Origin of the sequence: Nocardia sp. BSTN01, from assembly GCF_015354405.1 — a bacterium.
Taxonomy (GTDB): Bacteria; Actinomycetota; Actinomycetes; order Mycobacteriales; family Mycobacteriaceae; genus Nocardia.
The window spans coordinates 213,008-226,388 of the sequence record NZ_JADKYP010000007.1 but is presented as its reverse complement, the minus strand read 5'-3'; the positions used below and the strand labels follow the sequence as shown (position 1 = coordinate 226,388).

The following is a 13,381-nucleotide window of genomic DNA, read 5'->3' as shown; positions in this document are numbered from 1 at the left end:
TCACACCGGCGGATCGCGCTCTGCTGCGCCCTGTCCAGCAATGGCTGGACCATGCTGAACGCGAGAGCCCCATCCAACGATTGCCACTGAGCACCGTAGCTGGCGGTGTATAGCGTTACTGGTTGTTCAAAGTGCAGCGCAACATCAAACTCGTTGCGACAGTTGCTGTGTCGGCACAGATACCGCGCCAACCCCTTCCTATTTGTCGTCCGCTGAACTTGCCCTCCTCGACGGCATTTCGGGCAGACATAGCGGTCCTTCGTGGCTGTCTCGGAGTCGATTCGGTCGATCCGCGACACCCCAAGAACCGAGGTTGAGTTTCGTAGCACCACCATGTCGCCGACCTGAACCCGACGATGGTTGCTGACCACACTGTCATAGATGTAGGTTGCCCCCAGTACGTCCGGGTATCCATTGTTGCTTTCCCAACTCCGATCGTCGACCTTTGTCAGCAACGCCCACGCGCGCATTAGAACCTCCTGACGCGCCGGGCAGGCCTCGTCTGCTCCGCGCCCTTTGAAGATACGACGCGCTCCCGACAGGAAGGTAGTCAACCAATCCTTTCGTCGACCTGCGTCCGGGGCAACACTGTCATCGGACGAACCGCGAGCAACACAACGCCTCCCGCTCGCGCTGCAGCGACGACCTTCGATGGAATCCCAGTCACCGACACGACCGAAGGTCGGTACCCAACTAGTATCTGCAAGGACAAGGGAATCAATCTTCACGATATGGCGTCCGAATTCCATTCGGGCAGGGCGAATCTCGTAGTGGAGATTCTTTTTAGGAAAATCCGGATTTTGGACGATGTTGATAACATCTTCCAATTTTGACGCACCGTCAAGGCTGGTCAAGTACCGAAATGAAGTAGCCTTCATGTCCGGTACAGTCAAAGGCTTTGGGGTAAGTTGATCCGGAGTGCAGACTCCCCAGCTCCACTCTATATCCCGAAAGTTCGGCCATCCAGGAGGAAACTTAACCAGTTCCGGCCTCTCTCGCAATTCTTTTCGAATCGCATCTAATTGCTCTGCCCCTTTGCTGATCCACCGTTCGATACCCAGCGCATCGGAAAGGGTTACGGCTTCGATCGGCCACTTCACCTCAAATATGATCCCTTTCTGTGCAATTGGATCTAAAGCGATAACATCTAGATCGCCTAGTATGACCCGGTTTTCATCCTTGATTTTTAGGCGCTCGAGGACCTTTACTCCGGGGATCTGTTTTAACCAACTGGACAACGCTCCGGATCGTCCACCTTGCCGTTTTCCGATTGGGCCGAATCGGGAATCGTCGCTAGCTGCCGTTCGTAGCAGGACAGCGTCTAGGGTGCGTGGAAACATAAACAAGGGAAGAAAAGTGATTGAATCTCCGTCAGGGATAAGCAACGAGGTCCTTAGCGATCGCCGCGGACCTACCATTAGCCGGTCGATGGCAGCCTCCACTGTGTCGCTAGATAGGCCTTCGCGCAGCTGAACAAGCCAGTCAACCAAGAGATTTCTTGGAGCGTGGACCAATGAGATGCCAGGATGATCAACCGACTGGTGTGCAAGCTCGCCCAACTCGGCAATTCCCATCAATCCGGCAATAACCGCAATCATCTGGCCAACCTTCAAACCGTCACCGAGATCAAACTCATCCGGGAGATACCCCTCGGGTCGTTCACTCCTTAGTTCAATTACAGTTTCGAAGGCGCGAGATGATGCGGTACGTAACAATTCAATCGGAGGCGTAAATAGATTGAGCCTTCCGCGAAGCTGCGATGATGCCCAGTCGACCTCTGCAGTCGAAGGGTCTCGTCTTTTACGTGGACGTACGCTTCTCTCAAGGTACAGGTCTGCAGCCTCCGCCGACATGTCCCATCTATAACTTATCCGAAAAGCGCCCCCATTTCGGCGAACTTTATATCCTCCAACACGTAAAGCGGTCCCGATGGGATCTATTCGCATGAACTTGATCGCCAGTTGCATCGCTTCCATCACATCGCCTTCACGGCATGCCGAGCTGCCAATCGGATTGTCAAAATGCCATTTGACGAGCAACTCGACGAACGATTCCCAAGGAAACCCGCTAATCTCCGTTCCCCGCCGCGCAGCCTCAGCGCGGGGCGTGATCGCTGTTATGAGCAAGGCGTGAAGACGCTCCGGGCCTGCTGACCAGACCGAGAGCTCGCCAACCTGCCGCCGGAAGCCGGCAATGATATCGAGCAATTCTGCCTCTGGCGTCATTATCCACCCATCGACGTTGCAGCGGGGGCGCATACTCGGTCGAGCCCCCAACCTACTTTAGTTCCGAAGCGCTGCTAGAATCCGCCATCGTCAGCCAAAGATGTCAGCAGTTTTCTCAAGTACGTTGTCTTCTCGTCTTGTTCGAGATACTCCTTGTATGAGTAGCGAGCATTCGCCAGCAATTCCTCGTATTTTACAATTCGAGTGTCTATAGTCTTCAGCAACTTTTCCGATTTTCCCCTACCGTCTTCGTCCGACCAGTCAGATGGATCCTTGCCGATAACGCAGACGCATTCCACTCGCTCGTCGCCTCTACCAGCTTGCCTCAAATGCAACAAGAGCGCATTCCGATACTTGTCTACTTGGGTGTACAGGTCGATTGATTTGGTAACCACCGAGTATCGTTTCAACTCAACAATTACATGCGCACCAGAAATCTTCTTGTAGCGAAGGTCCATGCGCGAGTCACGCACTTCCTTTGGAAGATTTTCGGTAATGTTAGCGAACGCTCTCCCAATCCCTTCCTCCATTGTTCGATCAGTTGCCCTCTCCCACGAAGGGTCGAGCAGCCATAAGTTATCAAAAAGATGCGCTTGCAGAACCTTTTCAAGAACATTATCGTCGATATGCTGCTGCAACTTCTCAATTACTTTGAGGCGTTGATCTGCAATCCGGTGGTACATGACCGCCTCAAGGTCTTCAATGTTGCTGAATAAGACTTTCAGCGCAGGAAGATCCTCGACGTCAAGCTCTTCGATCGCGTCTAGGTTATCCCGATAACGCAAAACCTCAAAGGCTAGAATTGAGTGTGCGAGCAACTCGGCACGTTCTTTTGGGCTATCGAGCGTTAGTTGGTTGATCTTGCCGAAGAGGCGCTCCGCCCTCTTCTTTGTGTCACCTTCTAACGTGCCAAACCACGCCTTTACGTGCGGGTTTAGAAGGGCAGTAGCCGTACCTTTCTTATTTCGCAACTCGGTCCACCTCGACCCGATGGACCTGACCTGAGCGGAGAACCATTCCACTAGCGCTAGATAGCGTGGGTCATCTTCGACGATTCTTTGACGGCTACTTGTTGCAATGTCCTGCGCATCATCGTGGTCGAGAAAGTCTGCATGGATTTCACCGAACAGATACGACTCGAATATGCTGGACTCTTTCACTTCCTCCAGCAGATTTTCGTGCGCAAGCTTACCTCTGACCATGAGGGTAACCCGGCTAATTTGCTCACCCTCATCTTTGAGGTCCTTCGGATTGAATGCCGTCGCAATCCATCCTCTTATCTGACCCTCAGGAAGGTTTACCGGGTTCCTTATAGTTTGCTCTTCTGCATTTGTGCAGCGATCCGTAACGAAGGATGCTTCCGGGTCTTGATCATAGATCCAAAGAAACTGCGCCTTATGAAAATAGTCCCGATCTGTCGCAGTAACTTCGCGCCCGCCAATAAATACTTGGAAGTTATATTCAGACCCGATTATAGAAAATCGCCTAGCTGTACGCTTCCGTAGTCCTGCAGCGACATTCCTGAGATCCTTTTTCAGATCCCTGAGTATAATTCTCGTACCTTGAGTCAAATCGTCTGGATACTCAGCGGGGATGGGTTCCGGATAATACTTGCCGGAGTCTAGATCGTCGATTTGTGCCTGAATATCGGCGACCCGCATTCGAAAAGCGCATCGTTCCCCGTTCTTCGTCGTGAAGACTTCGATCACTCGCGCAATAGAGAAGAGGGAGAGCTTCCCGATGCCCTTTCGGCCCATCACGGGCCGCTGGAATCGTGGCGTCAACGCCTGCTGCTTGTCTCTGCGCTGGTAGCCAACACAGAGGTACCGCTCGTTGACCTCGCTCGCGGTCATCCCACAACCATCGTCGGAGATCGTGATTGTCCCTGCGCCTGAATCAATCTGGATGTTCACTGTCTCGGCGTCGGCGTCGTAGGCGTTCGCGACGACCTCGGATATGACCGCTGGAACATTGCTGTACAGGTTGATACCGAGGTGATTCAGCACGTTGAGGGTCAGCGTCATGGCATATGGCGAAGTCACGGAAGCCATTGTGCCGCAGGGGCAAACGCTAGGTGGGGTTTGTGACTGAATCGCGGGCGTAAGACGAGAAGCACGTCGATCCTCTCGGCCTCCGGATTGCGTGAACCGTGCGCTGCTGGTGTCGGCCGAAAACCACGGAAGGAGCCACCACGCTGACACTGTGCAAAGGTGCTCTTGCCCGGCTTCACAGCTGCGGAGGACGACCCTCTTCGCATCGCCAACGCTGACTCAGATAGTCACGTCAACACGCTATCTGACGATCACGGCTGTCCTACGCTCGACCGTGATCGCCCGCTCAAACACCTTAGGCTGTGCTCTTCACCGTGTCGTTCAGCGGCTCCTCACTTACCGGTTTTGCCTGACTAGATGGTCGCCCCGTGGGGCCAATTTGGGGCCACACGTCCTGCGCGCGCATACATGACCAGCGCTTTTCGGCCCGAAGAGCTCCGCTCGATTCCGCGCGTGAGCAAACGACTTCTACAGGGAGCTGGGGGTCAAGTGGTCGCAGGTTCAAATCCTGTCAGCCCGACCGAGAAAATCCCCTCCGACCAGCGTCGGAGGGGATTTTTCGTTCCAGTAGGTGGCCACGGTTGTCCGCCAGTGTGCCAAGAGTGTGCCAAGGCACCAAGAACGACGACCGACCGCGCAAAGCAGAACCAGTCCCACCACCGGTGGCTCACCGACCTTGCCTCACTCATCGAGCTGCTGCTAGCACCACCGAACACCGATCTTCGATCACCACTCGCCCCTGTTCTGCTGACCGGATAGATGTGTTCAGCAGTACCCGACACTCGAACTGTCCGCCTGATCCCTACTCGTCACCTCGAAACGGTTTGCGACCACCGCCGGGCGGACCTCATGTTGGAGGGGGTCACGCGTTCCAGTTGCCAGTATCCGGGTCCTTCGGCGGAGTGCAGCCGCATTCGCGGTCGCTGCCAGCGAGGGGCGTCGGTAAAGCGGGTGATGCTGCGATTCGGGAATATCCGTTGGGGGGCAATATATTTCCACTGTTCTTCCGGCTGCTTTGTGTCGGGGCGTGTGATGATCCGAGTTGGTCGGCACGCGGGTGCCGGGCGGATTCTCTTCCACGGCTCGCAGAGGCCGGGATCGCACATCGCGCAGGAGGCGTTCCAGTGATCGGGGCGAGTGTTTTCGCCGCGTTTGTAGTTTTGCCTCGAATACGGTCTTCATCAGACCCATCGGTTCCGGCGTGAAGCAGAGCGGACACCAATCGGCGCCCCACTGGTCGGTCGCGGATGTCCTGTCCGCGCTGATCGCCTTGGCCGAGCGCCCGCGTCGACTGCTACGCTGGTCCGGCTTCCGCGCGCGCTCAGAGGTCTTCTTGGTGATGGGTGCGGCACGGTCGAATCAAGCGCGGAGTGCGAGGCGGACTTTCGCGGATTCCTCTCGGCGTGGCGCGGGCCGGCTACGGATTCGGTCGGCGCGCCCGATGGATGGTCGATGACGCGACTTCATCGGAAGCGCCGCGTCTGAACTTGTCCTAGCTTGCCTTCTTGTAGGCCTCGATGATGTCGGCCTGGATTCGCCCTCGGCTGGAAACGTTGTAGCCGTTGTTCTTCGCCCATTCGCGAATCGCGCCGGTCTGCTGCTTGTCGGCTGCGGTGCGGGCACCGGCCTTGGCTCTACCCCGCGGGGCCCGGCCGACTTTGCGGGCGGCGCCGGTCCACTGCTCGAGCGCGTTACGAAGCTTGCTTGCGTTCTTGGTCGACAGGTCGATCTCATACTCGACGCCGTCGAGGCTGAACGAGACCGTTTCCTCGGCTTTCGATTTGCCGTATCGCCCTGAACGCGGTTGGTCCCGGCGTGGTCGTGACTCCGATGACGGCCGAGATCCTCTCCACGGATGAGGGTCGCGCCGGACTGTTCTCGGGTGTGCCCTCTCCCTTCGATGGGGCGGCGGAGCCCGTCGCGGTGGCAAGCCTTCTGGCCTGGCTTGCAAGCCCCGACAACCGGAACGTTACCGGTCAGGTGATCTTTGCGGACAGGGGGGCCGACGCAGTGCTTCGTGGACCGCAAGTCTTCGGATGACCGCCCGATCGACAACTGTCCGGGGCATTTTGCTGCACAACGGCGCGGTTTCGGCCTGACCGGCGAACGAAGGCAGTGAGCCGCGACGTCTCTGTCGCAACGAGGACCATGTTGCTTGAAAAGGGTAAATTAGATATCTATTAACGGGCGGTTTGGCAGTTGCCGGCCCGGCGAAAGGGGAAGTCTCGTGGACGTCGGTGTCTACTTCGACATGCGGAACCCGGCCAGATGGCGCCGAGACCCCGCCGAGATGTACGGGGCCTTCCCCGAGCTGTGCGAGGAGGTCGAGCACCTGGGCTTGGACAGCATCTGGGCGACCGAGCACCATGGCTTCTCCGACGACTACCTGCCCGCGCCGTTGACACTGCTGGCGGCCGCCGCGGCTCGGACTCGGCGAGTTCGCCTTGGTACCGGGATTGTCGTGGCACCCCTGCACGAAGCCGCCGAACTGGCCGAGCAGGCTGCAGTCGTCGATCTGCTCAGCGGAGGTCGGCTCGATCTCGGCCTCGGCGCGGGCTACCGGCCGCCCGAGTTCGATCTCTACGGTGCTGACTTGCGAACGCGGTATCGAGCGAATGACGATCGGGCCCGGCAAATCCGCGAACTGTGGGCCAGCCGGGCCGTGACGCCGTCGCCCGCGCAGGAGCGGCTGCCGATCTGGATGGGGTATCTGGGGCCGAAGGGGGCTCGACGAGCCGGTCGGCTGGGGGAGTTCCTGCTCTCGCCCGACGCCCGGAATTGGGAGCACTACCGACAGGGCCTGGCCGAAGGCGGACATGATCCGTCGATCGCCCGAATGGGTGGTGGTGTCCAGGCGTGGGTCAGTGAAGACCCCGAACGTGACTGGCCTGCGGTCCGGGATCACCTTGCGGAGCAGGCGAATTCGTATCGACTGCATGGGCGGATGGGTTATGCCGACTTGCCGCCATACAAACCGGTTGATCCGGATGTGCTGCGAAGCAGGCGGCCTCGAGGCAGAACATCCGCGGACTACTTCGTATTCGGTACAGCGGCTGAGGTCGCCGAATTCGTGCGCGGCTTCACCGCCGGAGCGCCGGTCGACACCGTGTACTTCTGGGCAGCCCTGCCCGGAATGTCCGCCGAGCGGGTGGCGGCGAACATTCGCGCCATCGCGACTGAACTGGCCCCGCTGCTCCGGACGATGGACCCTGTCAACCAATCCGCGTTGACGGGAAACCCCCGATGAGCGTCGAAGCCAGGCTGGCGAGACTCGAGGCGAACTCGGAAATCCAGCAACTCCCGATTCGGTACGCACTTGCGGTGGACAAACGCGACCTCGACATGTGGACGCGGTTGTTCGTGCCGGATGTGAACCTCGGCCGACACGGCGTGGGCCGTGACGCTCTGAAGGCCTACATCGAACCGCAGGTGCGGTGGTTCTACCGGTCGTTGCATATGATCTGCGGTCACCGGATCGAACTCGGCCCCGATGGGCCGGCTGGCCCGGAGCTGGCCCGCGGTAGCGTCTACTGCCGAGCAGAGCACGAAGTCGGCGACCGTTGGATCGTCATGGCGATACGTTATGACGATTCTTACCGTCGGGTGGACGGGGAGTGGCTTTTCGAGCGCCGTCGTGAGCGTCACTGGTACGCGGCCGACGTCACCGAGCGGCCCCAAGAGGTGGGCTTCGACAGCTGGGGCACGATGGGCCGACGGCCGCCGCTGCCTGCGGTCGATCCGGAATGGGGAAGGTTTTGGGCGGCGAGTGATGTCGGCGCGGTGACCACGCACCCTGTGGGTGAGTTGGGTGAATAGTGAAGTGCCGCAACACCTTTTACGAGCACCGGGCTGGCGTCGAACGTACTGCCGAATTGCGTTGCGACACTAGGTAATTGATCCAATCGACCGGCCGTGAAATTACGCGTTCCTGCTGCGGAACGCGGCGCGATAGGACGTCGGTGTGGTGCCGACGTGTCGGGCGAAGTGGTGCCGCATGGTTTCGATGGAGCCGAATCCGGACGTCAGCGCGATGCGGTCCACCGGGAGGTCGGTGGTTTCCAGTAGCTCGCGGGCGCGTTGCAGGCGGCGGTGGGTCAGCCACTGGGCGGGGGTGGTGCCGGTGTGGGCGCGGAAGTGGCGCGACAGGGTGCGGGTGCTCATCGCGGCTCGGGCGGCGATATCGGCAATGGTCATCGGTGTATCGAGGTTGTCCTGCATCCACTGCAGTGCTGGGGCCAGGGCGTCGGTGTCGTCGATGGGTTGGTGGCGTTCGATGAACTGGGCCTGGCCGCCTTCTCTTTGGGGAGGCATCACGATCATCCGGGCCGTATCGGCCGCGACGACCGCGCCCCGATCGCGGCGCACCAGGTGCAGGCACAGGTCGAGTCCGGCCGCCACACCGGCGGAGGTCAGCACCTTTCCGTTGTCCACGAACAGGATCGACGGATCCACCGTGACCGCCGGGTATTCGGCGGCCAGCTGATCGGCGAGGACCCAGTGCGTCGTCGCGGTGCGGCCATCCAGCAGACCTGCGGCCGCCAGCAGGAAGGCGCCGGTGCAGATGGAGGCGACGCGGGCGCCGCGGTCGGCTGCCTGCCGCACCACGCGCACCGCCCGCGGCGGTGGCGGCCGGTCCGGGTCGACGCCGGGAACGATCACGGTATCGGCCTCGAGTGCGTCGTCGAGCCGGTAATCCGCCGAGATTCGGAAGAGCTGCCGGCCGGCGGCGGTGGCGATCACGCGGCGCTCGGCGCAGACGCGGACCTCGTAGCCGGGTGCGGTGGTGAAGACCTGGCACGGGATGCTCAGGTCGAATCCCACGACGCCGTCGATGGCCAGAACTGCGACACGATGCATGGCTGGATCTTACGCAAGTATGGCGTTCGAGCCACTGTCGGCCGCTGCCGGTTGTCGAAATACTCGGTTGGCCCACAACAGTTTTCAGAAGGATTCGCGCATGATTCGCGTACATACGGTGCTCTACGACGGCGTGGAAGATCAAGACTTCGTCGGGCCGGTGACCGTCCTCGGTCTGGCGGACGAAGTACGGCAGAGCTACGTGACCGTCGACGGGCCCGGTGTCGTCACCACCTCGTCCGGCCTCGAGGTCACGGTGAGTTCGGCCTGGGAGCCGCAGTCGGCCGACCTGCTCATCGTCCCCGGTGGCGGATACGGCGCGGAATCCGCCGTACAGGCGCAGGTGAATCGCGGGTTGCTGCCGCGGGCGCTGGCCGCGGCGCGCCGGCCCGGGTTGATCATCTCCGCCACCTGCACCGGAACCCTCTTGCTGGCCGCGGCCGGACTCACGACCGGACGGCCGTGCACGACCCACGAGATCGCGAAGGACGATCTCCGGAATCAGGGCGCGACCGTGGTCGCCGGCCGCGTTGTCGACGATGGTGATCTGGTGACCTCCGGAGGCGTCACCTCGGGAATCGACCTCGGGTTGTGGCTGGTCGAGCGGCTACTGGGCAGTGCGGCCGCGCTGTTCGCCGAAACGATTCTCGAATACGAGCGTCGTGGCACGGTGTGGCGGTCGGCATGACGGTCACCTTCGTCAACGTCATCGAGATCCCTGCCGACCGGATCGACGAATTCGTCGAACAGTGGCGGGCCCGTGCTCGAATCATGCGCGCGGCACCCGGTTTCCGCGATGTCCGCCTGCATCGCGCACTTCTGCCCGACGCCCGGTTCCAATTGATCAACGTCGCCCACTGGGACAGCGTCGAAGCTTGCCAGGCTGCAGGTCTTAACCCGGCCGTGGTGTCGTCCGTCGACGAGGCCCGGCAGGTGGCGACCGCGTACCCCGCACTCTACGAGGTGATCGCCGAGTACCACTGAAAAGCTTCCGGCACAAGACAATTCGCGAACATTCCAGTCCGTCGCCGAGGTGGCGCGACGAGGAGGAGATCGAGAAAGCAGATGGAACGAAGACGTGTGTTACAGGCGATCGCCGCCGGCGGGACGGCGGTGCTGGCGGGCGGCGCAACCGGACTCGCCGGGTAGATCGGGAGTAGGGGGCGGCGGCTACACCCAGCGCGACGGGCCGGGAATCTGGGCCGAGATCGGCCGCGGCGAGCTCGCCGTTGGCAAGGGGGGCGTAGCGGCGGCCTACGAAGCTGTCCGCGCCCCACAACACCAGCAGCGGAGGGCGGATGCCGGAGTTGATCTTGTCGTGTTCGAGGTCGGTGCCCGCGGCGGCGCGAGGACATCACCGTGGAATCGGATGCGCCCAAAGGTAACCCAACACCGTCGTCGATTGCGTGCTTTGTCCATATGTCTGACACGATGTGACACGGTGCCGGTATCGGCCGGGACCTGATGGAAGGCGGTTCGGTCATGCGTTTGTTCGCGGAGATCCTGGTTGGATTACTCGCCGCGTTGCACGTCTACATCCTGGTTATGGAAATGTTCCTGTGGACCACGCCGCGTGTGCGGGCGAGCTTCGGCACCACGCCGGAATTCGCCGAGGAGACCAAGGTGCTGGCCGCCAATCAGGGCGTTTACAACGGTTTTCTGGCTGCCGGGCTGATCTGGGGTCTGATCGCGGGGGATCCGGTCGGGCAGGCCGCGAAGATCTTCTTCGCGGGCTGTGTCGTGGTGGCCGGACTCTACGGCGCGGCCACTGTAAGTCGCCGGATTCTGTTCGCGCAGGCGCTGCCTGGCGCGATTACGCTGGCCGCGGTTCTACTGGCCGGGTAGGTAGTGGCGCTGAGGGATCTTGGCGTCGCGGGGCGGCGTTCGCCGGCGGCCGCGGCCTCGTCCCGCTGCGGGCCGAGAACGACGGTGCAGATTACGGCCCTAGGAACAACCGCTCGTTCGGCAAACGGGCGGCGGGCAACCGCTCCTCGATCGACGTGATGACAAATTCTATGGCGAACCAGCGCTTTCGCTGCCAATCTCGGACGAGGTTGAAGGCCGCGGCAACGGCTACCCTGTAATCGAAGGCCACCTCCCCGAGCCAGAACCGCAAATGCACGTCCTCCGTTGCCGGGAGGTCTCGGAGTGTGTGCATCATCGCTGCCGTCGGTCGGGCGTATAACCGTCTCGGTGAGGCCGATGGCGCATGGTGGACCGCACCGAGCTCACCGAAGTCGTTTTGTCAGGCAGCCACGCGACGGCCAGGGAGCTCGATAGCCTTTGCTTCAGCCAGCGTGCTTCGGAGTTGTCGTCTCGTCGTATCCGGAGACCGTCGTAGACCATCTCGAGGAACCGTCCGCGGTCGGCGCCGAACTCGACAAGCAGGTCTCCCGCGCCGGCGCCGCCGAATGGTGCCCACTCGATCGCGTATCGCACCGCGGGAGCGGCCTCCATAGGCATCGCCCTGGTGGTGGTGAGGAAATCGAGCTGGCTGAGTGCGGACCGGACCCATTCCGGGCCGTACATTGCCGCTTTCGCCTCAACCGGTTCACCGGCGCGCTCACCGTTGCCAAATGGTCGTGCGACCGATGAGGGTCGGGACTGACTCCCCTTCAGTGCGGTTGCTGATCGGTCGGAGCGGAGTTGTAGGTTCATGGCGTGTCACCGTCGTAGGGCTGGTCGGGTGCTTACAGTGTTCTGCCCTCGGCTCTCGATCGCGCCCGGGAAATCACCTATCCGCGCTACCCGTTTTCGGTTGCCCCGGCCATGAAGCCCGAGGTGACAGCGGCCTCGATACAACCATTGTCGGCGTGACCGGGGTGTCGCGTTTGCTCCGCACCGAGGAGGACGGGTCGCCGTGCGCCGACGCACGTACGTGGCTTGTGCGAATGCACACCCGAACAGGGCTCCACGCCCATATCACTTCCTCGTGCCGCATCGCAGAATGCATATGCGCAGGTACCGCAGACGGCCATGGCTTATCTCGGTGACGCCTGCCCAGCGGTGAGCCGGATGCGCGCGCGGGGGTCGGATGGACCGTCCGCCGAGCGTCGGCACCGCGGAGTCGGTCCCCGAGGTTGGTGCGAGGAGGAATGCTGTTCGATGAGCGGAGCAACCAGGACCCTGCCCCGGGTCGGCGACACGTCGTCGCGTACTTGGTCGCTGTTTCCCGATGCGGGTGAGGTGCGTGCGGAGGACGCCTTCGATATCGATGCTCTGGTCACCTGGCTTCGCGCTGCCGTGCCCGACGAATCCCTCTCCGGATTCCCGGTGATACGCCAATTTTCCGGCGGTTTATCCAATCTGACATATCTGCTGTCGTTTCCCCACAGTGACCTCGTCCTGCGCCGACCGCCGCGCGTATGGCGGGCCCGCGGCGCGCACGACGTGGCCCGCGAATATCGGATCCAGGCCGAGCTCGGACCGATCCTCGGTTACGTGCCGGACATGGTTGCGCTCTGCGAGGACTCCGGGGTGATCGGAACGCCCTTCTACGTGATGCATCGGGTGCCGGGTCTCGTATTTCGCAGAGACCTCCCCGCCGAGTGGGACATCACTCCGGATGAGCTTGCCCTCCTGTGCGGCGATGTCGTCGACCTCCTCGCCGATCTGCATACCGTCGACCCGGGCGAGGCGAACCTGTCGTGGTTGTCCCGAGGGCCCGGGTATGTGGCTCGGCAGGTGTCCGGCTGGAGTGAGCGGTACCGCCGGGTGCGTACCCGCAACGTCGCCTCATTCGAGTCGGTGATCGCTTGGCTGATCGACAATCAGCCGTCCGATCGTGGAGTAGCGATGGTGCACAACGCATTCCGCTTCGACAACATCGTGTTCGACAGCATCGCCCTGGACCGCGGCAGTCCGATCAAGCCTGTCGCACTGCTCGACTGGGAAATGGCCACGGTCGGCGATCCGTTGATGGATCTCGGGAGTGCGCTCGCCTACTGGGTCGAGTGCGACGACGGGCCGCTGGACAAATTCCTCCGTCGCCAGCCCACCCATGCGGCCGGAATGCTCACGCGTGACGAAGTCGTCGAGCATTACTGTCGCAGAAGGGGAATCGGCCTCGATGACCACGAATGGGCGTTCTACCGAGTCTTCGGTCTGTTCCGGTTGGCAGTGATCTGCCAGCAGATCTTCCGTCGCTATCACCGTAAACAAGCCCCCACCGCCACCATCCGCTTGTTCGGTATCGCCGTCGTTCTACTGGAACGGCGTTGCCGCACCATTATCCGCAGGAGCAGATGA

10 protein-coding genes and 1 pseudogene are annotated in these 13,381 nt (G+C 61.2%); 7 read left to right on the top strand and 4 right to left on the bottom strand.

All coding sequences use genetic code 11. The annotated features are described in order from the left end of the window. The 3 genes and pseudogenes from IRT45_RS09650 to IRT45_RS09640 all read right to left on the bottom strand — a co-directional run. A partial coding sequence (locus IRT45_RS09650; protein WP_228534050.1) for a hypothetical protein occupies positions 1-2,225 on the bottom strand: 2,225 nt, incomplete at its 3' end. Positions 2,226-2,299: 74 nt separating this feature from the next. Beyond that, positions 2,300-4,267, bottom strand: coding sequence for an ATP-binding protein (locus IRT45_RS09645; RefSeq protein ID WP_194805528.1), 1,968 nt, complete (start codon positions 4,265-4,267; stop codon positions 2,300-2,302). Between the two features lie 1,501 nt (positions 4,268-5,768). Further along, positions 5,769-6,062, bottom strand: a pseudogene (locus tag IRT45_RS09640) (Lsr2 family protein); the annotation flags it as partial. Here IRT45_RS09640 and IRT45_RS37975 point away from each other — a divergent pair. From IRT45_RS37975 to IRT45_RS09625, 3 genes are all read left to right on the top strand, one after another. Beyond that, on the top strand, positions 6,056-6,316 hold the full coding sequence (locus IRT45_RS37975; protein ID WP_375540077.1) for an SDR family oxidoreductase: 261 nt from the start codon (positions 6,056-6,058) through the stop codon (positions 6,314-6,316). The pseudogene IRT45_RS09640 and the gene IRT45_RS37975 overlap by 7 nt on opposite strands. Positions 6,317-6,503: 187 nt before the next feature. Beyond that, a complete protein-coding gene (locus IRT45_RS09630; protein ID WP_194805526.1) occupies positions 6,504-7,523 on the top strand; it encodes an LLM class flavin-dependent oxidoreductase in 1,020 nt (339 codons plus the stop codon). Next, the gene (locus IRT45_RS09625; RefSeq protein ID WP_194805525.1) at positions 7,520-8,092 is read left to right on the top strand and encodes a nuclear transport factor 2 family protein; all 573 of its coding nucleotides are present in this window, start codon (positions 7,520-7,522) and stop codon (positions 8,090-8,092) included. Before IRT45_RS09630 ends, IRT45_RS09625 begins: the two co-directional genes overlap by 4 nt. A gap of 102 nt (positions 8,093-8,194) precedes the next feature. Here the strand turns inward: IRT45_RS09625 and IRT45_RS09620 are convergent, their stop codons facing one another. Beyond that, complete coding sequence (locus tag IRT45_RS09620; protein ID WP_194805524.1) at positions 8,195-9,133, bottom strand: GlxA family transcriptional regulator; 939 nt, start codon at positions 9,131-9,133, stop codon at positions 8,195-8,197. Between the two features lie 100 nt (positions 9,134-9,233). Between IRT45_RS09620 and IRT45_RS09615 the strand changes: the two genes are divergently transcribed. From IRT45_RS09615 to IRT45_RS09600, 4 genes are all read left to right on the top strand, one after another. Continuing rightward, positions 9,234-9,821, top strand: a complete 588-nt coding sequence (locus IRT45_RS09615) for a DJ-1/PfpI family protein (RefSeq protein ID WP_228534049.1) — start codon at positions 9,234-9,236, stop codon at positions 9,819-9,821. Then, a complete protein-coding gene (locus IRT45_RS09610; RefSeq protein ID WP_194805522.1) occupies positions 9,818-10,117 on the top strand; it encodes an antibiotic biosynthesis monooxygenase in 300 nt (99 codons plus the stop codon). The genes IRT45_RS09615 and IRT45_RS09610 overlap by 4 nt, the downstream gene beginning before the upstream one ends. 498 nt (positions 10,118-10,615) lie before the next feature. Then, positions 10,616-10,978, top strand: coding sequence for a DUF1304 domain-containing protein (locus IRT45_RS09605; RefSeq protein WP_194805521.1), 363 nt, complete (start codon positions 10,616-10,618; stop codon positions 10,976-10,978). 1,260 nt (positions 10,979-12,238) lie between these two features. After that, on the top strand, positions 12,239-13,381 hold the full coding sequence (locus tag IRT45_RS09600; RefSeq protein ID WP_194805520.1) for a phosphotransferase family protein: 1,143 nt from the start codon (positions 12,239-12,241) through the stop codon (positions 13,379-13,381).